We start from the raw sequence: 24,916 nt of genomic DNA, 5'->3' as shown, positions 1-24,916 counted from the left end.
GCCGCCTACAGCAGGCGGTACATGACATTTCAGTCAGCCGCGATCCGCGCCAGGGCGGCCGCCACCGCGTCGCGATGCTCGGTGAGCCCCTTGTAGGCCAGTTGCTCCGGATCGAGCGCGAGGATCTGTTCGCGCAGCGACGCCGCCAGCCGCGCACCTTCCGGGTGGCGGCGGAAGGCGTCGAACGGATCGACATGGATGCGCACGGTGAACAGGATGTCGCCGCTTGCCGGCAGGCGCCGCAAAGTCTGCCGCTCGACCCGGACAAAGGCCTCGGGCGCAAGGTCGTCCTCATTGAACCAGTCGCGCGGGCGTTCCTTGGATTCCGGATGGTGCAGTTCGTCATCCGGAAAGATCGACCAGTTCACCCGCCACACCGGCTGCTCGACCTTCAGATTGTCGAAGATGCGGTTCATCACCCGGGCAAGCTTGTCCGGATAGCCGGGCACCGCAGCGTGCAGCGCATCGAGCGACTGGCCGAACTTCTCGGTGAGCGACCAGGCGGAGGGAAAGCACAGCACCCCCGCCACCAGCCGGTAGCCGCCCTCGCCGGCACGCATCATCAACAGGTCGTCCGAGACGAGGCGTGCCGCGGTAACGAGTGGCGCCTCGCTGGGATCGTCGAGATCGATCACCGCCCCGGCTGGGGCGATGACGATGCGGCTGCCGTCGCGCCGGTAGATGTCCGGCTGGCGCGCCACCACATGCTCCGCGATCAGCGCCAGCGCTTCGCGCTGCGCCTCGCTTGTACCGGGCTCCTCGCGCATGACGACGTCGCGGTGCGATGCCAGCAGCTGGTCCTTCTGCTGCAACGTCGCCACGAGCCGACGATCGGGCTCGATCCAGTCGGCGAGGTCGAGCGGCGCCAGCCCAACGGTGAAGGGCTTGCGCGATCCGTCATAGGGCGTGTGGCGCAGATCTTCGTCAGGATCCTCTGCAAACCCTTCCGTCAGGCTCATGCCGCTTCCATCGCCTCCAGCTCGACGATCATGCGCTCGATCAGCGACAGGCCGGTCTGCCAGAACGCCGGATCACGGGCATCGAGGCCGAACGGCGCCAGCAATTCGGAATGATGCTTGGTGCCGCCGGCTGAGAGCATGGCGAAATAACGCTCGGCGAAGCCCTCGGACGACTGCTCGTAGACCGCATAGAGCGAGTTCACCAGGCAGTCACCGAAGGCGTAAGCGTAGACATAGAATGGCGAATGGATGAAGTGGCCGATATAGACCCAGTAATTCTCATAACCCGGGCCGAGGTGGATGCCCTCGCCGAGGCTCTCGGCCTGCACTTCCTTCCAGATCGTGCAGATGCGCTCGGCGGTCAGTTCGCCCTGCTTGCGCTCGGTGTGGATGCGGCGCTCGAATGTATAGAAGGCGATCTGCCGGACCACGGTGTTGATCATGTCCTCGACCTTCGAGGCCAGCATCGCCTTGCGCGCCGCCTTGTCGGGCGCCGCCGCCAGCAGCCGGCGGAAGGTCAGCATCTCGCCGAACACCGAGGCGGTCTCGGCCAGCGTCAGCGGCGTCGGCGCCATCAGCGCGCCGTTCGGCGCCGCCAGCACCTGGTGCACGCCATGGCCGAGTTCATGGGCGAGCGTCATCACGTCCCGCGGCTTGCCCATGTAATTGAGCAGCACATAGGGGTGCGCGGACGGCACGGTCGGATGGGCGAACGCACCCGGCGCCTTGCCCGGCCGCACCCCGGCGTCGATCCATTGCCGGTCGAAGAAGTCGCGGGCAATCTCCGCCATGCGCGGCGAGAAGGTGGAATAGGCGCCCAGCACGGTGTCGCGCGCCTCGTCCCAGGCAATCGGGCTGGTGTCGACCTTGGGCAGCGGCGCATTGCGGTCCCAATATTCCAGCTTCTCCTTGCCGAACCACTTGGCCTTCAGCTTGTAGTAGCGATGCGCAAGGCGCGGGTGGGCCTCGTTCACGGCGGAGACCATCGCATCGACCACCTCACGCTCGACCCGGTTGGCGAGGTGCCGTGAATCCGTGATGTCCTCGAAGCCGCGCCAGCGGTCGGAAATCTCCTTGTCCTTGGTGAGCGTGTTGGTGACGAGGGTGAACAGCCGCAGATTCTCGCCGAACACCTTGGCGAGCGCCTCGGCGGCCTCGCGGCGCTTGGCCTCTTCCGGCTCCTGCAGCAGGTTCAGAGTCTGCTCCAGCGGCAGCGACTGGCCGCCGACCTCGAAGCGCAGGCCGGCAATGGTCTCGTCGAACAGCCGGTTCCACGCGCCGCGGCCGGTGACGCCCTTCTCGTGGAACAGCTGCTCGATGCGGTCTTCCAGCTGGTAGGGCTTCTCGCGGCGGACATCCTCGATCCAGGGCCGGTACTTGCCGAAGCCCGGGAATTCAAGAGCCGCGTCCATCGCGGCATCGTCGAGCCGGTTCAGCTCCAGCGTGAAGAACAGCAGGTGGGTCGAGGCGTCGGTCAGCTTCTCCTGCACGTCGCCGTAGAATTTCGCCCGCACCGGATCGGTGGTGTCGCCGGCATAGACCAGGCCGGCATAGGAATAGATGCGGCCGAGCAGATCCTCGATCTTCTCATAGCGCGACACCGCGGCCGCCATTTGCGGACCAGCGCCCTCGCCGGTGATGCGGCGCTCCAGCGTGCCCTTGTAATCGGTCTCGAACGCGGCGCACTCGGTGGCGGCGCGCTCCATGTCCGCCTTCAGTTCGGGGGCATCGAGGCCGTCATAGAGATCGGTGAGGTCCCATTGCGGCAGCAGGCCGAGGCCGGGAAGCGCGGCAGCCTCCGCCGGAGCGGCGTTGGCGGCGGGAAACGGCGAGCGCGAGGCGGGCAAACGGGACATGACAACTCCGGGGAAGGCAGGCAGGACCCAACAGATATCGTGCCAAGCCGCAACGGATCAACGTTGCCCCTGTCGAATTCGCCGGGCCGGCGGCCTGAAACGGGGAACGTCCGGAATGTGACCGCCATCACAGAACCCGGTGGCGGCACGGCCTAACCTCATCATCAGTTCCGGACAGGACCGGAACCTGATCTCGGGGAGACGAACATGACCAGGACCCACACCGCACCGCGGATGGAATCCGGCAAAGGCGTGCTTTCGATGATTCATGCGGTGTTTCACGGCTTCCGCTTCGAGCGTGCCGAGGAACCTCAGACCGCCGCCCCGCCGCGCCAGGCGACGGAGATCGATATCGCCCGCGCCGAACTGATGGTGGCGGCGATCCACGCGCGCTCCGTCAAGAGAATGAACTGATCACCGCGCGGCCGTTCATCCTGTGACGGCCGTGCCTGCTAGGACGACTTGCCTGCTAGGACGACTTGCCTGCTAGGACGACTTGCCCGCCGCACGCGGTAGTACGAACTGCTCGATAGCGTGGGCAACACCGTCCTCGTCATTGCTTGTGGTGACGAAGTTCGCCTGTCCCTTCACCGCATCCGAGGCATTGCCCATGGCGATGGAGAGCCCCCCGACTTCGAACATCGGCAGGTCATTGACCATGTCGCCGATCACCGCAACCTCGTCGAGCGGCACCCCGAAATGGGCGGCGAAGGCTCGCACCGCATAGCCCTTGGTCGGTGCCAGGCGGGGAGGTCGAGATAATAGTTCTGCGAGCGCCGCGCCGAGGCGCCATCCCCGAGCAGGCCTTGCAGCTCGGCCTCGCAGGCCGCCAGCATCTCGAAATCCGACGAGGATCCCACGATCTTGCCGGCTCGGGCGATATGGTCGCCGAAATCGCTCACCACGGTCGGCTGGAACTGCACCGTGCGGATTTCCCGGGCGACATAGCTGTTGTCCGGATCGGTGATGTACCACTCATTGTCGGCGAACACCCAGATATACGCGCCGCGCGCCTTCATCACCTCGGTGCCGGTTCGCGCCGCATCGAGCTTCACATAGTGTTCCTCCACCGGGGTGTAATCGGCGCGCACGATCGAGCCGCCATTGAAGCCGCCGAACAGCTCCAGCTTGAGCGGCTCGATCAGCAGTTTCATGCCACGCGGCGGGCGGCTCGACACAGCCGCGAACGGCACGCCCGCCTCGCGCAGCCGCCGCACCGCCTCGACCGTTGCCGGCGCCACCTGCTTGTCGTGGTTCACCAAAGTGCCGTCGACGTCCGATACCATGAGCGAGATGCGCTGGGACGGCGCCCTCAAGGTCGGGCTTTCGGATACGCTCATGGTGCGGGTTCCCTTTCCAGCGGCAGCCACTGGAAGCCGTCCTGCGCCAGCATGACGTCGGACATTGCCGGTCCGCTGCTGCCGGCGGAATAGAATTGCACGTCGTCATCACCGGCAGAGACCGCCTCTATGATCGACTCTACCGCTTCCCAGCCGGCCTCGATGGTGTCGGCGCGCTGGAACAGCGTCGGGTCGCCGCACAGGCAGTCATAGATCAGCGTCTCATAGCCGGTGGACGGCGCCGCCTTGAAATAATCGGCGTATTTGAAGTCCATCTCGACATCGGAAAGCCGGACCTTGCGGCCCGGCACCTTTGCGGCAAAGCGCAGCGAGATGCCCTCGTGCGGCTGCACATGGATCACCAGGAGGTTCGGCTTGAGCGCCGCCGGCATGTTGCGGAACAGCACGCCGGGCGCCCGCTTGAACTGGATGGCGATCTCGGTGCGACGCGTGGCCAGGGCCTTGCCGGTGCGCACATAGAAGGGCACGCCGTTCCAGCGCCAGCTGTCGACGAAGCATTTGAGCGCGACATAGGTCTCGGTGCGGCTGTTCGAGGCGACGTCGTTCTCGGCGCGATAGTCCTTGACCGGCTGCCCATTGACGAAGCCCGCCCGATACTGGCCACGCACCGCCGTGCCGATGGCGTCGCTCGGCTTGATGTGGCGGATCGCCTCGATCACCTTGGTCTTCTCGGTGCGCACCGCATCGGCGTCGAACGAGTTCGGCGGCTCCATCGCGGTCATGGCGAGGAGCTGGAACATGTGATTCGGCACCATGTCACGCAGCGCGCCGGTGGCGTCGTAGAAGCGCCCGCGCTGCTCCACGCTCACCGTCTCGGCCGCGGTGATCTGCACGTGGTCGATGTATTCCTTGCTCCAGATCGGCTCGAATATGCCGTTGCCGAAGCGCAGCGCCATCATGTTCTGGACCGTTTCCTTGCCGAGGAAATGGTCGATCCGGTAGATCTGCCGTTCCGCCGCCACAGCGAGCAGCCGTGCGTTGAGCGCCTTGGCGGACGGCAGGTCGGTGCCGAACGGCTTCTCCACCACGATGTGGCGGAACGCCGTGTCGTCTTCCTTCAGCAGCCCGGCGGCGCCGAGCTGCTCGGAGATGGTGCCGAAGAAGCGCGGCGCCACCGCGAGGTAGAACACCGCATTGCCGGTGATCTTGGCCCGCTCCGCCAGCCGCTCGCCGATGCCGCCATAGGTCTGCGGATCCTCGAAATCGCCGGTGATGTAGCTGACCCGGCTCATCAGCCAGGACCAGGTATCGCCGCTGGTATCACACACCCCCGGCAGGCTCGCCGCCGCCTCGGTGAGATAGGCGCGGTACTCCTCGTCGCTGGACGGCGTGTGATCGACGCCGAAAATGGCGAAGCCGTCGTCCAGCACGCCCTCGTGCGCAAGATTATAGAGCGAGGGCAGCAGCAGGCGCTTGGTCAGGTCGCCGGACGCACCGAAGATGAACAGCGTGGAGGCCGGTGCCGGCGCGGTATCCGGCGCCAGCACCTTCTGCCCGAGGACGACGTTCTCGCTCCCCATCGCTCAGTTGCCCGGCTTCTGTTCGACATGGCCGCCGAACTGGAAGCGCATGGCGGAGAGCATCTTCTCGCCGAAGGTATGGTCCTGGCGGGAGCGGAAGCGGGTATAGAGCGCCGCGGTCAGCACCTCGGCGGAGACCGCCTCCTCCACCGCCGCCATCACCGTCCAGCGGCCTTCGCCGGAATCCGCCACTTCGCCGGAGTAATTGGTGAGCTCCTCATTCTGCGCCAGTGCGATCGAGGTGAGGTCGAGCAGCCAGGAGGAGATGACGCTGCCGCGGCGCCATACTTCGGCGATGTCCGGCATGTTGAGCGTATAGCGCTCATTCTCCGGCAGCTCGGTTGAAGACTTGTTCTTGAGGATGTCGAAGCCCTCGGCATAGGCCTGCATCAGGCCGTACTCGATGCCGTTATGGACCATTTTGACAAAGTGTCCCGCACCCGCCGGCCCGGCATGGATATAGCCCTGCTCGGCGCGGTGATCGCGGCCCTCGCGGCCGGGGGTCAGCGGGATGTCGCCCTTGCCGGGCGCCAGCGTGGCGAAGATCGGATCCAGATGATCGACCGCCTGCTTGGTGCCGCCGATCATCATGCAATAACCGCGCTCCAGGCCCCACACGCCGCCGGAGGTGCCGACGTCGACATAGTGGATGCCCTTGGGCTCCAGGCTCGCGGCGCGGCGGATGTCGTCCTTGTAGAAGCTGTTGCCGCCATCGATGATGATGTCGCCGGGCGATAGGATCTCCGCCAGCGCGGTGACGGTCGCCTCGGTTGGGCCGCCGGCGGGCAGCATCACCCACACCGCGCGCGGCGCGGTGAGCTTGGCGACCACGTCGGTGAGGTCGGCGGCGCCCGTCATGCCTTCACCGGCAAGCTCGGTCACCGCACCGCTATTGCGGTCCCAGACAACACAGGAATGACCAGCCTGGGTTAGGCGCCGCGCAATATTCCCACCCATGCGGCCGAGGCCGATGACACCGAGCTGCATATTCCACTCCCTGATCCGGTCGTCCCACTCGAACGCCCCGCGGCTAGCCGCCGGTGCGCCCGAAACGAATGCGCTGTTGAAACCTCAAGATAGCGATCGGCATGGAATACCGCGCGAAGTTCACAGCTCGATTACCGAATTCGTAAATCGTCCGGCGCCGAAGCAGAAGCGGCGATTGACCGTTTGCTGAATCTTTCGCAACGTTCGTGAACCGGGCGGCGCCAACCGCCTGCGAAACCGGAAAGGTCGAACCCGTGAAACGCGCGGGTCTCATTGTGGTGCGGACGCCGACTCATCGCCGTCGCGAGCATCACTCCATCTTTACCGTAAGATAGTCCAAACGTTGCGCGGGTGTCGCCACCCGCCGCAGATGCATTCGATCGTCCGTTCAAGGACGACGCAAGGGGAGGCAAGCCGATGACGGAAACCAACGCCCAAGTGCCGCCCGGCGGTCCCGGCATGCCCGCCCGCTGGACCTCGAGCGCCAAGAGCGGCGTCGGCACCGCCAAGACTGCGGCGAGCCGCATCTGGTTCACGCTCAGCCACGGCATATTGAACGAGATCTATTATCCGCGGGTCGACACCGCCTGCACTCGCGATTTCGGCTTCATGGTCGCCGGACCGGACAATTACTTCGCCGAGGAAAAGCGCGACACCGAGCACGAGATCGCGATTCTCGAGCACGGCGTGCCCGCCTATCATCTTATGAACACGGCGCGCGATGGGCGCTGGCGCATCGAGAAGCAGATCCTCGCCGACCCGATGCGTGAATCGCTGCTGCAGCAGATCTCCTTCGAGGCGCTCATCGGCGACGTATCGGACTATCGGCTCTTCGGCCTGCTCTCCCCGCACCTTGTCAATGCCGGAGCCGACAACACCGCCTGGGTCGGCGACTACAAGGGCAACCCGATGCTGTTCGCCACCGGCCGCTATGGCGTGTCGGTCGCGCTCGCCTCCTCCGTGCCGTGGAAGGCGCGCTCGGTCGGCTATGTCGGCACCTCGGACGGCTGGCAGTTGCTCACCCGGAACGGTGCGCTCGACGAAAGCTACCAGCGCGCCGAGAAGGGCAATGTCGCGCTCACCGGGGAGATCGATCTGCCGGCCTGCGATGGGCGGGTGCTGCTCGCGCTCGGCTTCGGCTCGCGGCCGGAGGAAGCCGGCTTCCGCGCTCTTTCCAGCCTCCAGGATGGCTTCGATGCCGCCCGCAAGCACTATGTGCAAGGCTGGCGCGCGTGGCAGAGCCCGCTGCTGCCGCTCGACCGGCCGGAAGGCCCCTCGAACATCAACACCTATCGCGTCAGCACCACGGTGCTGGCGACCCACCAGCCCAATTCCTTCCCCGGCGCCATCATTGCCAGCCTCTCCATCCCCTGGGGCTTCAACAAGGGCGACGAGGATCTCGGCGGCTACCACCTGGTCTGGCCGCGCGACCTCGTGGAGAATGCCGGCGGCCTGCTCGCCGCCGGCGCGGTGGACGACGCCAAGGCGGTGCTGAATTATCTCGCCACCATCCAGGAAGCCGATGGGCACTGGTCGCAGAATGTCTGGCTCGACGGCGTGCCCTACTGGGGCGGCGTACAGATGGACGAATGCGCCTTTCCGATCCTGCTCGCCGACATGCTCCGGCGCGGCGGGCATTTCTCACTCGCGGAGTTCGAGCGCTACACACTGATGATCGAGCGCGCCGCCAGCTTCGTGGTGCGCAACGGGCCGGTCACCGGGCAGGACCGCTGGGAGGAGGATGCCGGCTATTCCCCCTTCACCCTCGCCGTCGAGATCGCGGCGCTGCTCGCCGCCGCCGACATGATGGAGATGACCGGCAAGCGCGGGCAGGCGCATTATCTGCGGGAGACCGCCGACAGCTGGAACGACGAGATCGAGCGCTGGACCTTCGCCACCGGCACCGAGCTCGCCGAGAAGCTCGGTATCCGCGGCTATTATGTCCGCGTCGCCCCGCCGGAGACCGCCGACGCCGCCTCCCCGCTCGACGGCTTCGTGCCGGTGAAGAACCGCCCGCCATCGGATACCAACCGCCCGGCCGCCCAGCTCATCAGCCCGGACGCGCTGGCTCTGGTGCGCTTCGGCCTGCGCGCGCCGGACGACCCGCGCATCCTCGACACCGTCAAGGCGATCGACGCCATATTGCGGGTGGAACTGCCGCAGGGCCCGGTCTGGTATCGCTATAATGGCGACGGCTATGGCGAGCATGAGGACGGCTCGGCCTTCGACGGCACCGGCATCGGCCGCGCCTGGCCGCTGCTCACCGGGGAGCGCGCGCATTATGAGCTCGCCGCCGGCCGCCATGAGCGCGCCGAGCAGCTATTGGTGACGCTGGAGGATTCCGCCGGCCCCGGTGGATTGCTGCCCGAACAGGTGTGGGACAGCGACGACATCCCGGCGCGCGAACTGTTCCGCGGCCGTCCCTCCGGCAGTGCCATGCCGCTGGTCTGGGCCCATGCCGAGCACATCAAGCTGCTGCGGTCGCTGCGCGACGGGCGGGTGTTCGACATGCCGCCGCAGACCGTGCAGCGCTACCAGAAGGACAAGGTGACCTCGCCGCGCCGGCTGTGGCGCTTCAACCAGAAGCTCCGCTCGCTGCCCGCCGGCCGCGCGCTGCGCATCGAATTGCCGGCCCCGGCGCTGATCCACTGGACGCTCGACGGCTGGAACACCGCCCACGACACCACGACCACCACCAACGGTTTCGGCATCAATCTCGCCGACCTCCCCACCGTGAAGGCCGACGAAGGCAAGCATCTGCGCTTCACCTTTTACTGGCTGGAGGCCGAGCGGTGGGAGGGCACCGATTTCGAGGTCGCGGTCGACGATGAAGGCTCGCTCTTCCATGGGGCGAAGCACGGATACAAGGGCCATCATGTCAGCCGGCGCGATGCCGAGCCGGCCGAGACCTGATCATCAGACAAGCCAAGGGAGCGGAACGTGGCGGGTACAGGCAAGGCAGGCATTCTCGCCGTCGACATCGGCGGCACCGGGCTGAAATGTGCGGTCATCGACGATGAGGGCGGGATGCTCTCCGAGCGGGCGCGGGTGGAGACGCCCCATCCCTGTCCGCCGCAGGTGCTGCTCGACGCCTTTGCCGGCATGGTGAAGCCGTTCCCGGCGTTCGACCGCATCGCCATCGGCTTCCCCGGCGTGGTACGCGACGGCAAGGTGCTGACGGCGCCAAATCTCGGCACGCCGGATTGGGCGGGCTTCGCGCTCGCCGACGAAATGTCGAAGCGCCTCGGCGGCCACCCAGCCCGCCTGATCAACGACGCCGAGATGCAGGGCCTCGCCGTCGTCTCCGGCAAGGGGCTGGAACTGGTGGTGACGCTCGGAACCGGCGTCGGCACCGCGCTGTTCCGCAATGGCGCGCTGATGCCGCACATGGAACTGGCGCACCATCCGATCCATGACGACAAGACCTATGACGAATATCTCGGCAATGCGGCGCTCGAGGAAAAGGGCAAGAAGCACTGGAACGAGCGCCTCGAGAAGGTGATCGGCGTGCTCTACACGCTGCTGCACTATGACCGCCTCTACTTCGGCGGCGGCAATGCCAAGAAGGTCACGCTGAAGCTGCCCGAGAACGTCACCATCGCCTCCAACGACGCCGGCCTGAAGGGCGGCGCGGAGCTGTGGAGGGCGCGGGGGTAGAATCCTCCCGGGCTTGCAGCGAATTGCCAGGAGGGCTGCCCGCCTGGCAGGTATCGGCTCGCGCGTGATTCCCTGAGCACCTGTCGAGCGTGTCTGGCAAGCAACCCCTCTCCATTGACGCACGAACGCCAAACATGCTCGCTATGGTTCGGTCGGAATTGGGAGACTACTTGGATGTACACTCGGCTCCTTGCGGGCGCAGCAGCGCTGCTGACCATTACGTCTGTCGTTCACGCCAAGACACCGGGCGATGTCGCCGACCTGGTCGGTTCACGCGCCCCCGGCGCCGAGAGCCAGATGCAGGCGCGCGGCTATGTGGATGTGAAGAACAATACGTGGTGGAACGCCAGCACCAACACCTGCGTCCGCGTCCATGTCTCGCAGGGCAATTATGCGGGCATTTCGCAGGTCAAGGCGTCGACCTGCGGTCAGGGCGCCGGCGGCGCGACAGCGTGCCCGCCCGATCTGTCACAGGCAGACCTGTCCAAGCACCCAGGCTGCAGCCTTTAGTGGCTGGGCCGGGCGTCCGGCCAGTTCCGCTCCCCTGATCGCATCTTCGACTGATGCGTCGAGCCAGTCCTGTCGGGCGGGGCGAAAAAATCGATGCCGATCGTATCATCCGTGCACACGAACTCATGCGACGCATCCGTGCCGGGCCGGAAGCGCTGAGATAGATGATGTTGTGCGATACTTGGAGTATCGACGTTTTCGCGTCGATGCTCCAGACGGTGAGTACGCGTCCAACGTCACCATAGGTCGCAAGACGCCGACCGCCGATTGGCCGTCCGCGAGCTCCAAACTCGCCACCGCTAGCTGTTCGCTCAATCCGATGGATCGGTAAAAATCTGCCAGATTCTCTTGGCGCAATCGACGATTTGCTCAGACGATGATGCGATGTCGCCACCCCCTGCGCCTAACCTTAGAGCATTGCGCCGAGTGGCTTCGGCTTGAACAATTATTGCCGTAAGCGCATCAGCAATCTTGCCGTGCGTATTGCGATCAACGGACGACGGAGTGAAAGCAGCGCAGTCCTCGTGCGCCTGAGATTCAGGTCGAACTCGGCAAAATGGCGAGTTAGCTTTGATTGCCGTAACCGTGCCCGACGCGCTCGGGTGGATAGGCGGAGCCGGGGATACCAGGTTGCAATGTTTCATGTGGGCGAGGCCCCAATACTGAGTTGAGGCTTTAACGTATCGGCCTTCTCACATCACGGGTGTAAAACGTTGCAAATTGTGGATGCACACGCGCGGTATGCAGGTCAGTCACCGCGCTTGCGCCTGGGAGATTACGGGCGAGAGGAAAGCGGGTTCACACCGGTTGCGCGGATTGCGATGATTTCTCTCGCTGCCCGTTGATGCAGGGGCAATTCCCGCGGCATCGATCTTCCCAATGTCCCCCCAGGCCGCGCTATCTCTCTCTTAGGCCTCGGCGAACCTTCAACTCCAATTCGCCAAACTTCACAATATTTGTGGCCGCCTCCAAGGCATCTGTTAGCTCAATTACCTCGTTCAACAATGGCTGGTCCGCGCCGCCTTCGAACCTGTCGATCAGCGGCGTGAGCAGAGCCTTGGCCTCTCGGGCGCGGTTCTGTCGCTGCCATAGACGCGCGAGACTCATCGCGGCCTTGATCTCCCAAAAGAAAGAGTCTTGTTCCCGCGCCAGATTCAAGGCGGTCATAAGTTGTTGCTCCGCCACATCTACGGCGTCGGGCCCGCCCTTCAACGCGGCAAACTCCCCGGAAAGCCGCCAAAGTTCAGGAGCAAACCAGCCTTCTTCATTCTGCTTTGAGCGCGCGAGGGCGTCTTCGAGGCAGGAGTTGGCCCGCTCGAACTCACCGACCTCGGCCAAAGTCTGAGCATACTCGGCCAGGAAGAAAATATAGTAGACACCGTAGCCAATATTCCGCAGCCGACCGAGAGCGTCGCCTAAACTCTTTAAACCCGCGGAACTGTCTCCTTCCCGAATCTTGAGGACAGCGGTGAAGCACTGCCCCCAAACCTGCCAGAACTCGATCGCGTCTCGCGCGGACTCCTCGACGAGCATGGTGACGAACCGGCGAGCTCGGACGAGGTCGTTGGCGAACAGCGCAACTGGGCATGCCGCCTGAACAAGAACTTGGCAGAGGGTGAGCCGGTCGTCAGCGCCTTCGGCACTTGCGACGATGTCGTCGACTTCGGCGATGGCTGCATCGAAGGAACCTTGCAACCAGAGGATCCGGGCGAGGAAACACCGACCCGTCGCCTTCTGCTCAAATACGAAGCGGATGATTTGGGAACCCGCAATGGGAGCGACGTAGCCCTTGACCATCAGTTCGAGATATCGCCGAGCTTCCGTCTGCCGGCCAAGCAAGTGGAGAATATAGCCGATCATGCGGTAGCCGATATAACTGTCATTCAGGTCGCTTCGCCGGGCTGCGACGTCTGCGAAGCGATGTGCCAGAGCCAAGGCTTCCCTGAACCGGCTCTGATTGAGGAGGCCGGACCACAGACCCCACAGGGCACGCAACTGGTAGTCCGTGTCGTCGATGCTCTCGGCGAGTTCAAGTGTCCGCTCCCAGGCAGTGCGGGTTTCGTCGACCTGCCCCCTGATCTGCATCAGCGACCAGGCAAGCACGGCCTGCAGACGCATCTGGCTGTGTGGATCCCGGTTTGAGCCACCGCTCGCAAGGGCCAGGCGTGTCTGCTGATGAGCTTCGGCAATAAGCTGAAGCTGGAACCAGAGCGGCACCGCACCAAGCGCGAGCGCCACCCCGATCTCCGCGTCTCCGCTTGGCGAGAACGCCCATTCCAAAGCCGCGCGCACGTTGTCGATCAAATGCCAATGATCGTGAATCCACGCCGGCGCCGGTTGGATCTCCCAACCCAAATTCGCTTTGCGAAGGGCCTCCCCGAAAATCTCTGCGTGCCGGCGCCGCAACAGTGCGGCTTTGCCGCTCTCCGCCAGCTTCACGGCGGCATAGGCCCGAGTCGTGTCGAGCAGCCGGTAGTGCGCCTGTTGACTGCGCACGTCGGCGGCGATCAGCGACTTCTCAACGAGATTAGCGACGGCATTTACGATCTCGGCGTCCGTAGCCTCGTCGTCTGCAATGATGGCCACCGCATCGTCCATGGTGAAATTGCCGACCAGAATCGCTAGCTGTCTTAGGACGAGCTGTTCGAAGGCCGGAAGGAGTGCATAGCTCCAATCAAGCAGCGTGCTCAGCGTCTGATGTCGGCGGAGCGCCGTTCGGCGCCCCTGGAGTTGGAGACGGAAACGGTCGTCGAGTCGGCTTGCCAGGCCGGCAACGCCCAAGCCTTCGACACGACCCGCCGCGATCTCGATCGCAAGCGCGATGCCATCCAATCTGCGGCAGAGATCGGCGACTACGGGTGCTTCTGCGTCGGTGAACTGAAAGCCGTCAAAACTTGCTGCGGCCCGCTCGACAAATAATTGCACCGCCGGGTACGCGAGGGCCTCCGCGCTTGAAATGCTCGCCGCCGGTGGAGGCACATCGAGTGGCGATAATCGATGAATGCGCTCCCCCTTGACGCGCAGCGGCTCCCGGCTAGTGGCGAGAATGTGAAGCCCGTCGCCCCCACTGCTGAAAAGCTGTTCAGCCAGGGGCGAAGCGGTCTCGATAACGTGTTCGCAGCTGTCGAGAAGGAGAAGCAGTCGGCGTGATCGCGTTGCGGCGATTAAGCTCTGCATCGGCGATTCTGAGCGCAGGCCGACGCCAAGCGCGGCGGCGACCGCTGCAGGGACTAGTTGCGGATCGCTAAGCGCGGACAAGTCAACGAAGCAGACGCCGTCGCTGAAGCTGCTCAGCATTTCATACGCGACGCCGACGGCCGCGGTCGATTTGCCAATGCCGCCCGGCCCGACAAGCGACACGAAACGCTGTTCTCTCAACAGCGCGGCCACGAGTTGGACAGTCTCGCTGCGGCCGACGATGCGGGTGGGAGCCGGGGGCAGGCCCGAATTGTCGGAGTTCGGCTCCGGCGGTATCTCCCGGACCCGGGCAGCATTCGATCGTTCCACAGGGCAGACGAAGGAGTAGCCGCGGCCCGGGATGTTTACGATGTATCTGCGCCCGTCGTGGCCGTCCCCGAGCGCTCGCCTAAGGGCTCCGATATGTACCCTGAGGTTGGCCTCTTCCACGAACGTATCCGGCCACGCACGTTGAATTAGCTGCGTCTTATTAATGACCTCGCCCTGATGATCGAGAAGGGCCAGCAGAATCGCCCGCGCCCGGCTTCCGAGGCTGACGGGAGTTTCGCCCTCCACCAGGAGCTGCCGCCCTGGGAAGAATGTGAAGGGCCCAAAGGACAGCTGCCCGACTGAAGCTGCGTCCCGCTCAATCACCGCGTTTCCACTAGTATCATCAATGTGCCTGGAACTCTTGGCGCCTTATATCACTCGGATCGGATGCGCGCGACGGACTGCGCCTGAAGACGTAGGGTCATGTCACCCCTAGGCTTCGGCGAAGACCGCGCACCATATACCTCTGGAATCCGCAGAATATGAACAGTACGGGCAGGCTTGCCATGAGAACGGCCCCCATGACGTCCGGCCAGTCGACTGCATATCTCCCAGCGGTCAGCGCGTTGACCTGGAGCGGAAGCGTGAAATTGGCCGGGCTCCGCAGCAGCGTGAGCGCTAGCACGAATTCGTTGAACGCGGTGATGAAAGCGAAGGTCGCCGTTACCGCCACAGCGGGCAGAGAGAGGGGGAGTGCGACCGACCAGATTATTCGCAGCCGCGATGCTCCGTCGAGCCGCGCCGCCTCTTCGATCTCTATGGGAATCGCGTCAAAATAGCCGCGGAGCATCCAGACGGCAAACGGCACTTGGAAGGCCGAATAGAGCAACACCAGCGCGAGCCGGGTGTCCGTGAGGCCCAATCCTGAAACCATTTGCGAAAGGCCCAATACAAGCATGATGGGTGCGAGCATCTGTGAACCGAGGAGGACCTCGGAAGCTGCGCGCTTTCCCCGGAAGCGGAAGCGGGAAAGGGCGTATGCCGCAGGCAAAGCGATAAGAGTGGATGCAACAGCGGTCGAAATGGCGACGGTGAGGCTGTTAAGGAGGGATATTCCGAGATCGGTTCTTTGCAGCATGGGCGCCCAGAAGGCGACCGCATCTGCTACATTCCTATCACCGGCGCGATAGATTGTGTGAAGCGCTACAACAAATGGAAGAAGATTCAAGCAGATGAGCGGAAGGAGAGCGAGCCAGGAGACCAAACTTCGCCTAAGCATAGTCTGACCGCTCAATCATACGCAGCATGAGAACGGTCACCACCCCGAGCCCACAAAGCATGACAAGCGAAAGTGCTGCGGCTTCCCCGAGACGGCCAAATGTAAATGCTAACTTATAGAGGTAGGTTATAAGAATATCGGTGCGATGCGCTGGACCGCCCTGCGTGAGGATCCAAATGATCGGAAATGAATTCGTGACGTAAGCGACGTTGAAGATGAGAACGACCCATATGAAGGGCCGAAGCAAGGGCAATGTCAGATATTTCAACTTACCAATGGCGCCTGCGCCCGCTAGGCGGGCCGCATCGTCGAGGTCGGTCGGTATCGAAGATAGTCCAGCAAGAAAGATTACAGTACTAAAGGGCACGGATACCAGAATAGCAATTAAAATCTCGAAGCTGAAACTGAGAGAGGTCGAACCCAGCCATGTGATCGAGGGGTCGGAGAATCCGATCGTGGAGGCCAATCTGTTTACCAGTCCCGCCTCGTCACCAAGAGCGCGCCGCCAGACAACTGCCATCGAGGTTACTGATATTGCCCACGGTGCGAGAATGAGGAACTGGGCCAATCCTCTGCCGAAGAAGGGCCGATTGAGAATTAGCGCGGTCGGTAGCGCGATGAGGATAGTGCCGGCAACCACCGACACGGTCCACAGGCCTGTCCGAAGCGCAATGTCGGGCAGGGCCGGATCTTCGGCCAGGCGTATGAAATTCGCCAACCCTATGTAATCGCCGATCTTACCGAAACGCGATATCTGAGAGACGGACATCCGGACCAGGAGCAGTACAGGTATCAGGGCGATAACTGCAGTCACGATGGCACTTGGGGCAATAAGCAGAAGAAGCGTGTGCCGATTCTGTAGCGCTTCACCATCAAGGCCGAGCGAGGACTTCGTCGATTTGCCGCGCTGCATCGGTCATCGCCTCCGTTGGTGTCCGCTGGCCAAGGTACATGGTCTGTAGAGCGCGAACTGTGATATCCGAGATTTCAGGCCAGCCTTTGACCGTAGGGAAGAAGCGCGCGTATGCGAGCCCGGCTGCGAATGCCGCGATGTCTGGATTGTCCTTGTAATAGCTACTCGCTGCTTCCGAGACTGTGACAGGAAGGAGCCCCTCCGCGCGATCGAACTCGGCGCGATACTTGTCACCGTATAGGAACTGCGCGAACTCCCAGGCGACCTGCTTGTTCTTCGAGGAACTCGACAGCGTCAAGACGTCGGTTACCCCTAGCGTAACCGGCTTGGTCTCGACCGGAAACGGCATGACGGCATAGTGAAGCTTAGGCGCTTCTTCTTTCAGCTGCGGGATCAGCATCGGATAGGTAAAGATAATTCCAATGCGGCCCTCCTTGAAGAGCTTGAAGACATCCTCGCGGCTGTGCGCCGTCGGTGCCGGCTCGGTCGCCTTGTCGTTGATGAGCGACATATAGGCGGTCGCTGCGCGAATGGCCTCTGGAGCCGCGAGGCCGCTCCGTCCGTCCTTCAGGATTTCCCCGCCAAACGCCCAGAGTGCGTAGTAAAAATACGTATCGACCTCGACCTCTTTGCCGGGAAGCCCGAACCCATAGGTGTCAGGTAAGGCGGCGACAAGCCGGGCGGCCTCCTTGAGCGACTCCCATGTCTTCGGCTCGGGTGCGCCTGCCCGGCTGAGGAGATCCGTGTTCACAACCATCGCCCGAGCCGAGGCGGCCGCTGGCAAACCAAGGAGATGGCCATCAACGGTGGCCGGCACCAGGAACGCTGGTATGAACTTCGACTTGAATTCGGGTGTCGCCAACGCATCGAGGGGTTCAAGAAGGCGGTCGGATGCGAGGTCGGACACCCACATGGTCGGAACGATCGCTAGATCGGGTTGATCGCCGCCGCTGATGTCGGTCGTGAGCTTTTGCAGGTAGCTGTCCCACGGGATGACCTCAATTTGGATGCGTGTTCCAGGGTGAAGCGCTTCGAAGTCGCGAGCCGCGCGCTCGAGGAACGGACGTGTAAAGCCGGAGTATTCGCCGGCCGTGAACCGAATATCGGCCGCCCAGGCACCAGAAATCCCGAGCGGGAACGATATAAGCGCAAGCGTGAACAAGGTTCTGACCAGGCGCATCATTGCTATCCCCCCGAGAACAGATGAGCTTAAATATGAAGTTAGCGAGTATGGGCCGCAAAAGAAAGATACTGCAGGCCGCGGCATGCCGCCCACGGTAATGTGCTCTACGGGTGCCGCCCCCTTGCGCTGCAAACGAAACCTTCCATCCCGGCTCGAATGTCTCATCAGCCTCACTTACCAGGAGCGTGCAGAGGCCATGTTCGTCGTCACTGCGATGGCAAGCGGAATTGTAGTGGCTCTCGCCATCGTGATGATTTTCCTGATCGAACTAGCCAGGAACGCGTCGAGGATGAGAATGCACCAAGCGCCAATCTCGACTGTGATCGTAGTGCTCGACGAGAATGATGAGGTCGTATTGGAGCTTCCGGTGGCCGAGGCTCTGACTGTTAATCCAGCCGGCAGGAGGCGCATTGAGGTGGCGGCCGCGACCCTCGATCCAGCATGAGCGCGGGCACCACCGGCTCGTCCGACTCAAGAGCGACTTTGCGGGTGCTGACGATTATGTTCGGCAAGGACGGCCATCACCAAGCCACCAAGCTGATGCGTCTGGCGCCGCGTACGAGATCACGCTACCAGCGACCGCCACGCCTCTCGGCACGGCTTCACAGCGTGAATTTCTATTGTCACCGGTTCATGCCAACCTAACCCCATCTTCCAAAAAGTCTCCCAATCGGCGTTGAACTGGCTGGCGGTGCTTGGGTCCGCAGTTGCTTCACTCCGAAAATGGCGGCTTTATTCTCGAACGGGTGCGGCTAATAATCCGGGCATCCAAAAGGATCCCTGATTTGTCGATCGCAGCGCCGCCAGAAAATGCCGGCCATCGCATTGCCCGCGAGATCACGTTCGGACCCTTTCGCCTTCAACCGGAGCGGCAGCTTCTGCTGGAGGGCGATAAGCCGGTCCGAATTGGTGGCCGCGCGCTCGAGATCCTGATTGCCCTCGTCGAACGGCCGGGTGAACTCCTCGCCAAAGACGAACTGATGGCGCGGGCATGGCCCAACGTCGTAGTCGACGAGGGAAATCTTCGCACCCAGATGGCATTGTTGCGGCGCGCGCTGAACGACGGACGCGCGAGCGCCCGCTACGTGGTCGCCGTGCCCGGCCACGGCTATCGCTTCGTGGCGCCGGTCGCGCACTCGATGCCGCCGACGGCGTTACCGGCCGTCGCGCCCGTCATCGCGGAACGCAGTCAGCGGCTACCCCAGTCGATATCACGGGTGATCGGCCGCGATGGCGTGGTGGCGGACGCGGTCAAGCGTCTCGAACACCGCCGTCTTCTCACGATCGTCGGTCCCGGCGGTATCGGCAAGACGACGGTAGCTCTCACAATCGCCCAGCAAGTGACGGCGGCCTACACCGACGGAGTGTTCTTTATCGACCTTGCGGCGGTCTCGAATTCTATCGCGCTGTCGAGCGTCGTGGCGGCGACGCTCGGGCTCGCCGTGACATCGGACGATCCGATCTCGGAAGTCGTCGATTTCCTGCATAGCCGCCGGGTCCTGCTCGTGCTTGATAGTTGCGAGCACGTCCTTCAGGCAGCCTGCGCCCTCGCCGAGGCGGTCCTGAGCGGCACAACCGACTTGCGCGTGCTCGCCACCAGCCGCGAGTTGCTACGGGCGGAAGGCGAGAACGTTCATCACCTCGAACCGCTCGACACACCGCCGGAAGCGGCAGTCCTGACCGCACGGCAAGCACTCGCCTTCCCGGCGGTCGAGTTGTTCGTCGAGCGTGCAAGGTCGAGCGCCGAAGCCTTCGACGTCACGGACGAGACCGTATGGCTCGTCTCCAGCATCTGCCGCAAGCTTGACGGCATGGCGCTGGCCATCGAACTCGCCGCCAGCCGTGTGGATACGTTCGGTCTGAAAGATCTGGCCTCGCAATTGAACAACCGCTTCCGCCTTCTCATGCGCGGGCGGCGCACGGCCTTGGAACGGCATAGCACTCTGACGGCGGCGCTGGACTGGAGCTACCAGTATCTCGACCCGACCGAGCAGATGGTGCTGCGCCGCCTCGCCGTCTTCGCGGGCGGCTTTACGCTCCAGACAGCGCAAGCAATTGTCATCGGCAAGGAGGACGATGCAGCGGATGTAATCCGGGCGATTGCCGATCTGGTCGCCAAGTCGCTGGTCTCCGTGAATGGCAAAGGCCAAACGCCAATCTACCGCCTGCTGGACACGACACGCGCCTACACCCTGGAGAAGCTGGTCGAGAGCGGCGAGTTCGCCTCAACCGCACGCCGCCATGCCGAACATTATCGCGCGGTGCTCATTCGCGCCGGCTTCGACGTCGAGGTGATGGGTCGCGACGAGTGGCTCGCGACCTATGGACACCAGATCGACAATGTCCGCAAGGCGCTGGACTGGGCCTTCTCGTCCGGCGACGACGCGATGCTGGGCGTTGCTATGACCGAGGCCGCGCTGCCTTTATGGATGCACCTGTCACTGATGAACGAATGCCGATCGCGCGTCGCGCAATCGCTGTCGGTTCTGACCTCCAGCGCGCAACGTGACCCGCGTCTCGAGCTTCAGTTTCAGCATGCCCTCGGCGCGGTGCTTCTCAACATTGAGGCTTGGGGTCCAGAGCTGGAAGCAGCGCTGAGCCAAGCGCTCAGGATCGCCGAGACCCTTGACGACATCGACTACAAGCTTCGCGTACTGTGGTGTCTGTGGTGCCATGCCCACAATCGTGGGTCCTTTCGGGAGGCGTTGGCGCTGGCCGATCGATTTTGCGACGTCGCAACCCACTCGAGCGACCCCGTCGATCCGCTGACCGGCGAACGCATGCGTGGCTTCACGGCCCACTTTCTCGGCGACCAGCGGACCGCCCGACGGCAGATCGAATATATGCTGAGCCACTACGTGGCGCCCGTGCATCGCGCCCACATCATCCGCTTTCAGTTCGACCAGAAGGTCACCGCTCGGAATTTTCTGGTGACTATCCTCTGGCTGCAAGGCTTCGTCACCCAGGCCCTGACGATGAACGCCGCCAACGTCGAGGAAGCGCTGGCGCTCGACCACACGCTTACCCTCTGCAACTCGTTGACCAAGGGCGCGTGCCCCCTCTCGTTGATCGCCAACGATCTGCCTGGCGCGCAGCACTATATAGACCTCTTGCTCAACCGCTCGGTTCGAGAAGGTCTGGCTATCTGGCATTCCTGGGGCAAATGCTTTCAAGGGATATTGCTGATCAAGCAAGGCGATCTCGCGCGCGGTCTGGATCTGCTTCGAACGACGCTGCACAGGCTTCCGGAGAACCGCTTCTCGTTGCGCCACACCTGGGTGTATGCGGAATATGCCGACGGACTACGGCTGGCAAACCGCATCAACGAGGGGCAGCAGATCATCGACAAGGCTCTCACCATGTGCGAACGAGACGAAGAACTCTGGTGCATCGCCGAGGTCCTGCGCGTCAGAGGCGAGCTTCTCCAAGCAGAAGGTGGCAGGACGGCCGATAGCGCGGCCGAGGAGCAATTCCAACAATCGCTGGGCTGGGCGCGCCGGCAGGAAGCTCTGTCGTGGGAGCTTCGCACAGCGTTGAGCCTGGCCCGACACTATCAGAGAAACGGCCGGCGACGCGACGCCCGCAGTCTCCTCGCGCCGATCTACGGGCGATTCACCGAGGGCTTCGAGACGGCTGATCTACGACACGCCAAGGCGCTTATTGACGAGCTATCCGGCAAGGAAGACAGCTGAGCCGGGTACACGCCGCCTCAATTGGCCGCGCTCTGCAGTTTCTCCGCCATTTTCACCAGGTCTACGAACGAACGCGTGTTCATTTTGCGCATCACCTGACCACGGTGCGCCTTCACGGTAATCTCGCTGATGCCGAGCTTGCCGCCGACCTGCTTATTCAGGAGGCCGGACGCGACCAGCGCCATGACCTGGCGTTCGCGGGGGCTAAGGGTAGCATAGCTCTCGTGGATCGAACGATAAGCCATGCTCTCCCGCAATCTGCTTTCGCTCTGCGTCAGGGCGTCTTGGATGGCATCGACCAGGAGGTCGGAGCGCACCGGCTTGGGCAGGACGTCGACGGCGCCGGCCTTCATTGCCCGCACTGTCATCGGCACGTCGGCAACGCCGGTAATGCACACGACCGGCGTCCCAGGGCGTTCGGCGGCAAGGCATTTCTGAAAATAAAGTTCGCCATACGTGGGCAGCGAGACGTCGAGCACGAGGCAGTTCGGCACAGTGGCAACCGGCTCAGTCAGGAGGGCTCTCGCTGACGAAAGGTCCTTCGCATGCCACCCCATATCATGGACGGCCGCAATTAGTGCCTGGCGCGTAAACGTATCGCTGACGGCGATGAATATGATGGGTGCCGCCGGCGCGATCGGCGAAAGACCGGCAAACGTCGGAATTGGATGGCGTGTACCGATGGATAGGTCTGGCGATAGGGGCATGGCGCATTCTCCCGCTGATTGACCTGCACTGTGGCGGCGCCGTCACCGCCGGCGGACTGCAAGCGAAACCCGGTCTTGCTTCGGGATGACGTCTCTTCGCTCGGCCCACAGACGTTGCGCCGTTTCCAGGCGGACCGCGAATGAATCGTTGTGAATAGTTGTTAAAGCGACCGCCCTCGACTACCGAAGGCCGGCAGCGCTTCGGCTCTGCAAAGGAGCAAGGGCTAACGGCGCCCTGTACCGTTCGCTTTGACGGTCAGAAGTCGCCTGCGGATATCGACCGTGATACGGCGGTTGCGATCCACCACCTCTTGATGCGGTCTTAGCCTCGCCGGGCTTCGGCAAGTGGGTTGCTGACCGACGAGGCAGGGCGCGATCGGGTCGCGGTGCCGGACAATGGAGGAGCGGGCGCGGATCGTCGACGAGACGTTGGTTCCTTGCGCCAACGGCTGCGCTATCGCGCGCCGTCATGCGTGACGCCGCGGCAACTGCTCATGCCGCGGCGAGAGGCCCGAAAGCGGCGCAGGAGCCGGTTCCAGCGCTCGTGCCTGTGGTAATACCGAAACGCTTGCCGATTGCTTCGGGATCGCCGGTGCCGCAATCAGTACCGGGTCTCTTCAACCGCCGCGAACAAACTCCGATGCCGGAATAAAGCTGCAGTTTCGTCAATCGAAACCCGCCGTTTCCACGAGCGTGGGCCGCATTGCGGCAATTGAACCAACGATTTCTGCAGTGCTCACAATGGCATTGGCGTAGTTGGGCATATTTACGTCGAGCGCAGCATGCATCGCCTCCTCGGTGTAATCGGCGGTTGCATCCCTGACTACCGTGACATCGTACCCAAGCTCGGCAGCATAGCGAACGGTCGCCTCGACGCAGGTATGTGCGACGAGTCCGATGACAATCAACTGGTGGATACCGTGCTTCTTGAGCTCGAGATCCAGGTCGGTGTTGGCGAAGCCGCTGGAGCACCAGTGCTCTGCGACGATCGTCTCGCCCGGCAGAGGCTGGAATTCCGCGCGGATCTCCCCACCCCACGTCCCGAATTCGAAGCTCTTGCGCTTCCAGGCGGCCTTCTGGATTGGCGCGATATACTTCCAGCCCTCATAGTCGCCCGGACGATAGCGGTGGTGCATTGCATAGAATACCCGGATCCGGGAGTTCCGTGCCGCAGTCAAAACCTGCAGCATATGAGGAACGCATCCGTTCGCCTCGGCGACGGCCTGAAGGCGTGGCCATATCTTGCCACCTTCGGAGATGAAGTCGTTATAGGGATCGATCACCAAAAGCGCAGTGATCTCGGGGTCATACCCGTGGATCGCCATGTCACGCCCTCCTCTGCCCAGCGACCACGACCGTCTCGGTCTGGCCGGATCGCCGCGCGGCTCGCTCGATACTGGCGGCAAAGAAAGGAGTTTCACTCTTGTTGTGAGCAATCGACATGGGCTGACGCTGCGAGCGAAACACGTCCAGGGGAATGCCCTGGCGATCGATGAACTTCATGAATTCGTCGGTCGCCTTGGTCCGCACATGGTTCGTGAACTCACAGGTCCGGCTGTCCAGGGCTTTGACTCTTAGTTCCCAGAGAACGTGGATCGTCGTTCGACCGGCAGGGGTGAAGACATCGGAAATCGATTCCAGTACGAGGTGGTCTTTCCTCCCAAGCGTTTCGACATAATGCTGCACCATCAGGCTGCCGCCAATGATCTCCACATTGATCGACATGCGCTTGCCGTCCGGCGCCGTCGTGAAGCCCGCCGCGATGTGAGCAGGCGAGCAGCCCTGATACTCCTCCTCGGACAGCGTGAAGCACCAGGCGGGAATATCGATGCCGTCGATCGGAGCGTTGATGATCGCGGTAAAGTTTGAGCTGACGATCTCGTGGTCTTCCATGGCAATTCTCCTTGTCCCGTACCGAACCAGATCATTGATTGCGGTCGGAATGCCATTGCACGATGGTGTCGCTGATACCTTCGGATTGGCTTCGGCAAGCGTCGGGCCAGCACTCCGCCTCACACCCTCGATTGATACCATCGTGTCGTCGGCACCAAGGTCCAAGTGACAGGGCTGGCTTCCCTTCTCCTAATGCTGACGATTTCAACCGGCTGACCTTAAGGAGACGAGAGATGAAGGTCCTGATGGTGCTGACCTCGCACGACAAGCTCGGCGACACTGGACGCAAAACCGGCTTTTGGCTCGAGGAGTTCGCGGCGCCCTACTATGTTTTCCGAGACGCCGGGATTGAATTGACGCTTGCCTCAGTCAAGGGCGGACAGCCGCCGATCGATCCAAAGAGCGATCTCCCGGAAAATCAAACCTCCGCCATGACACGGTTCAAGTCGGACCCGGCGGCACGGAAAGAACTCGCAAGCACCGTGGTGCTCAAAGGCATGCGGTCGGCGGATTTCGATGCCGTCTTCTATCCCGGGGGCCATGGGCCGATGTGGGATCTTGCCGATGACGCCGACTCAATTGCGCTGATCGAATCCTTCTACAACTCGGGCAAGCCGGTGGCGGCTGTCTGCCATGCACCGGCGGCGCTGCATCGGGCCATGTATCGGGGCGAGCCTATCGTGAAAGGCAAGCGCGTCACCGGCTTCACCAACACCGAGGAAGAAGAAGTCCAGTTGACCCACGTCGTCCCGTTTCTTGTAGAGGATGAGTTGAAGCGCCTCGGCGGGCTCTTCGAGAAGGCGCCGAACTGGGAAAGCTTCGTCATTACCGACGGGCGTCTCATCACGGGCCAGAATCCGAGTTCTTCAACCGCTGGGGCCCAGGCCCTGCTGAAGCTCCTATCCGACACGCAGCCCGCGGCCCGCGGCTCGAGCGCAGCGTGATAGCCAAG

The 24,916-nt window shown here is 62.9% G+C and carries 20 protein-coding genes; 7 read left to right on the top strand and 13 right to left on the bottom strand.

The window, feature by feature from the left end; genetic code table 11:
• Positions 1-29: 29 nt before the first annotated feature.
• Both G3545_RS25955 and G3545_RS25950 read right to left on the bottom strand, forming a co-directional pair.
• Entirely contained in the window at positions 30-959 is a 930-nt protein-coding gene (locus G3545_RS25955) for a DUF3445 domain-containing protein (protein ID WP_170017108.1), read from the bottom strand.
• Positions 956-2,815, bottom strand: coding sequence for a M3 family oligoendopeptidase (locus G3545_RS25950; protein WP_170017106.1), 1,860 nt, complete (start codon positions 2,813-2,815; stop codon positions 956-958). Before G3545_RS25950 ends, G3545_RS25955 begins: the two co-directional genes overlap by 4 nt.
• A gap of 207 nt (positions 2,816-3,022) precedes the next feature.
• On the opposite strand from G3545_RS25950, the gene G3545_RS25945 reads away from it, so the two are divergent.
• Positions 3,023-3,229, top strand: a complete 207-nt coding sequence (locus tag G3545_RS25945) for a hypothetical protein (RefSeq protein WP_170017104.1) — start codon at positions 3,023-3,025, stop codon at positions 3,227-3,229.
• A 72-nt stretch (positions 3,230-3,301) separates the two neighbouring features.
• Here G3545_RS25945 and G3545_RS30000 read toward each other — a convergent pair whose 3' ends face one another.
• Genes G3545_RS30000 through gnd form a run of 4 tightly spaced genes read right to left on the bottom strand, consistent with a single transcriptional unit; the run spans position 3,302 to position 6,683 of the window.
• Positions 3,302-3,508 (bottom strand): HAD hydrolase family protein, encoded by a 207-nt coding sequence (locus G3545_RS30000; protein ID WP_348644659.1) that lies wholly within the window; start codon positions 3,506-3,508, stop codon positions 3,302-3,304.
• The gene (locus G3545_RS25940; protein WP_348644602.1) at positions 3,484-4,155 is read right to left on the bottom strand and encodes an HAD hydrolase family protein; all 672 of its coding nucleotides are present in this window, start codon (positions 4,153-4,155) and stop codon (positions 3,484-3,486) included. The genes G3545_RS30000 and G3545_RS25940 overlap by 25 nt, the downstream gene beginning before the upstream one ends.
• Complete coding sequence (gene zwf, locus G3545_RS25935) at positions 4,152-5,696, bottom strand: glucose-6-phosphate dehydrogenase (protein WP_170017102.1); 1,545 nt, start codon at positions 5,694-5,696, stop codon at positions 4,152-4,154. The genes G3545_RS25940 and zwf overlap by 4 nt, the downstream gene beginning before the upstream one ends.
• Before the next feature lie 3 nt (positions 5,697-5,699).
• Positions 5,700-6,683, bottom strand: coding sequence for a phosphogluconate dehydrogenase (NAD(+)-dependent, decarboxylating) (gene gnd / locus G3545_RS25930; protein WP_170017100.1), 984 nt, complete (start codon positions 6,681-6,683; stop codon positions 5,700-5,702).
• Positions 6,684-7,100: 417 nt separating this feature from the next.
• Here gnd and G3545_RS25925 point away from each other — a divergent pair, with 417 nt between their 5' ends.
• The 3 genes from G3545_RS25925 (at position 7,101) to G3545_RS25915 (ending at position 10,850) form a co-directional block, all read left to right on the top strand.
• On the top strand, positions 7,101-9,596 hold the full coding sequence (locus G3545_RS25925) for a glucan 1,4-alpha-glucosidase (protein WP_170017098.1): 2,496 nt from the start codon (positions 7,101-7,103) through the stop codon (positions 9,594-9,596).
• A gap of 27 nt (positions 9,597-9,623) precedes the next feature.
• Positions 9,624-10,340: an ROK family protein gene (locus G3545_RS25920; RefSeq protein ID WP_170017096.1), complete on the top strand. Its 717-nt coding sequence runs from the start codon at positions 9,624-9,626 to the stop codon at positions 10,338-10,340.
• A gap of 174 nt (positions 10,341-10,514) precedes the next feature.
• The gene (locus G3545_RS25915) at positions 10,515-10,850 is read left to right on the top strand and encodes a hypothetical protein (RefSeq protein WP_170017094.1); all 336 of its coding nucleotides are present in this window, start codon (positions 10,515-10,517) and stop codon (positions 10,848-10,850) included.
• Between the two features lie 897 nt (positions 10,851-11,747).
• Here G3545_RS25915 and G3545_RS25910 read toward each other — a convergent pair.
• The 4 genes from G3545_RS25910 to G3545_RS25895 all read right to left on the bottom strand — a co-directional run bounded on the left by G3545_RS25910 (position 11,748) and on the right by G3545_RS25895 (position 17,672).
• Complete coding sequence (locus G3545_RS25910; RefSeq protein WP_170017092.1) at positions 11,748-14,603, bottom strand: winged helix-turn-helix domain-containing protein; 2,856 nt, start codon at positions 14,601-14,603, stop codon at positions 11,748-11,750.
• A gap of 175 nt (positions 14,604-14,778) precedes the next feature.
• Positions 14,779-15,435, bottom strand: a complete 657-nt coding sequence (locus G3545_RS25905) for a carbohydrate ABC transporter permease (protein WP_246702568.1) — start codon at positions 15,433-15,435, stop codon at positions 14,779-14,781.
• Positions 15,436-15,568: 133 nt separating this feature from the next.
• Complete coding sequence (locus G3545_RS25900; RefSeq protein WP_170017088.1) at positions 15,569-16,489, bottom strand: sugar ABC transporter permease; 921 nt, start codon at positions 16,487-16,489, stop codon at positions 15,569-15,571.
• On the bottom strand, positions 16,449-17,672 hold the full coding sequence (locus tag G3545_RS25895) for a sugar ABC transporter substrate-binding protein (RefSeq protein WP_170017086.1): 1,224 nt from the start codon (positions 17,670-17,672) through the stop codon (positions 16,449-16,451). Before G3545_RS25895 ends, G3545_RS25900 begins: the two co-directional genes overlap by 41 nt.
• Positions 17,673-17,868: 196 nt before the next feature.
• Here G3545_RS25895 and G3545_RS25890 point away from each other — a divergent pair, with 196 nt between their 5' ends.
• Both G3545_RS25890 and G3545_RS25885 read left to right on the top strand, forming a co-directional pair.
• Positions 17,869-18,117: a hypothetical protein gene (locus G3545_RS25890; RefSeq protein ID WP_170017084.1), complete on the top strand. Its 249-nt coding sequence runs from the start codon at positions 17,869-17,871 to the stop codon at positions 18,115-18,117.
• A gap of 340 nt (positions 18,118-18,457) precedes the next feature.
• Entirely contained in the window at positions 18,458-21,364 is a 2,907-nt protein-coding gene (locus tag G3545_RS25885; protein WP_170017082.1) for a winged helix-turn-helix domain-containing protein, read from the top strand.
• Positions 21,365-21,381: 17 nt separating this feature from the next.
• On the opposite strand, the gene G3545_RS25880 is transcribed toward G3545_RS25885, so the two are convergent.
• From G3545_RS25880 to G3545_RS25870, 3 genes are all read right to left on the bottom strand, one after another.
• On the bottom strand, positions 21,382-22,071 hold the full coding sequence (locus tag G3545_RS25880) for a LuxR C-terminal-related transcriptional regulator (RefSeq protein ID WP_170017080.1): 690 nt from the start codon (positions 22,069-22,071) through the stop codon (positions 21,382-21,384).
• A 665-nt stretch (positions 22,072-22,736) separates the two neighbouring features.
• Complete coding sequence (locus G3545_RS25875) at positions 22,737-23,396, bottom strand: isochorismatase family cysteine hydrolase (protein WP_170017078.1); 660 nt, start codon at positions 23,394-23,396, stop codon at positions 22,737-22,739.
• 1 nt (position 23,397) lies between these two features.
• On the bottom strand, positions 23,398-23,964 hold the full coding sequence (locus G3545_RS25870; protein WP_170017076.1) for a hypothetical protein: 567 nt from the start codon (positions 23,962-23,964) through the stop codon (positions 23,398-23,400).
• Positions 23,965-24,197: 233 nt separating this feature from the next.
• On the opposite strand from G3545_RS25870, the gene G3545_RS25865 reads away from it, so the two are divergent.
• Positions 24,198-24,908: a type 1 glutamine amidotransferase domain-containing protein gene (locus G3545_RS25865; RefSeq protein WP_170017074.1), complete on the top strand. Its 711-nt coding sequence runs from the start codon at positions 24,198-24,200 to the stop codon at positions 24,906-24,908.
• Positions 24,909-24,916 lie beyond the last annotated feature (8 nt).

This window comes from Starkeya sp. ORNL1 (assembly GCF_012971745.1).
In the GTDB taxonomy this organism is placed as follows: Bacteria; Pseudomonadota; Alphaproteobacteria; order Rhizobiales; family Xanthobacteraceae; genus Ancylobacter.
This window is presented reverse-complemented; position numbering and strand designations above follow the sequence as displayed.

Excerpts from the sequence above, each read along its gene's own strand:
- G3545_RS25955 (WP_170017108.1), bottom strand. The coding sequence starts at position 959 with ATGAGCCTGACGGAAGGGTTTGCAGAGGATCCTGACGAAGATCTGCGC.
- G3545_RS25950 (WP_170017106.1), bottom strand. The coding sequence starts at position 2,815 with ATGTCCCGTTTGCCCGCCTCGCGCTCGCCGTTTCCCGCCGCCAACGCC.
- G3545_RS25945 (WP_170017104.1), top strand. The coding sequence starts at position 3,023 with ATGACCAGGACCCACACCGCACCGCGGATGGAATCCGGCAAAGGCGTG.
- G3545_RS25940 (WP_348644602.1), bottom strand. The coding sequence starts at position 4,155 with ATGAGCGTATCCGAAAGCCCGACCTTGAGGGCGCCGTCCCAGCGCATC.
- zwf (WP_170017102.1), bottom strand. The coding sequence starts at position 5,696 with ATGGGGAGCGAGAACGTCGTCCTCGGGCAGAAGGTGCTGGCGCCGGAT.
- gnd (WP_170017100.1), bottom strand. The coding sequence starts at position 6,683 with ATGCAGCTCGGTGTCATCGGCCTCGGCCGCATGGGTGGGAATATTGCG.
- G3545_RS25925 (WP_170017098.1), top strand. The coding sequence starts at position 7,101 with ATGACGGAAACCAACGCCCAAGTGCCGCCCGGCGGTCCCGGCATGCCC.
- G3545_RS25915 (WP_170017094.1), top strand. The coding sequence starts at position 10,515 with ATGTACACTCGGCTCCTTGCGGGCGCAGCAGCGCTGCTGACCATTACG.
- G3545_RS25905 (WP_246702568.1), bottom strand. The coding sequence starts at position 15,435 with ATGCTGCAAAGAACCGATCTCGGAATATCCCTCCTTAACAGCCTCACC.
- G3545_RS25900 (WP_170017088.1), bottom strand. The coding sequence starts at position 16,489 with ATGCAGCGCGGCAAATCGACGAAGTCCTCGCTCGGCCTTGATGGTGAA.
- G3545_RS25895 (WP_170017086.1), bottom strand. The coding sequence starts at position 17,672 with ATGATGCGCCTGGTCAGAACCTTGTTCACGCTTGCGCTTATATCGTTC.
- G3545_RS25890 (WP_170017084.1), top strand. The coding sequence starts at position 17,869 with ATGTTCGTCGTCACTGCGATGGCAAGCGGAATTGTAGTGGCTCTCGCC.
- G3545_RS25880 (WP_170017080.1), bottom strand. The coding sequence starts at position 22,071 with ATGCCCCTATCGCCAGACCTATCCATCGGTACACGCCATCCAATTCCG.
- G3545_RS25875 (WP_170017078.1), bottom strand. The coding sequence starts at position 23,396 with ATGGCGATCCACGGGTATGACCCCGAGATCACTGCGCTTTTGGTGATC.
- G3545_RS25870 (WP_170017076.1), bottom strand. The coding sequence starts at position 23,964 with ATGGAAGACCACGAGATCGTCAGCTCAAACTTTACCGCGATCATCAAC.
- G3545_RS25865 (WP_170017074.1), top strand. The coding sequence starts at position 24,198 with ATGAAGGTCCTGATGGTGCTGACCTCGCACGACAAGCTCGGCGACACT.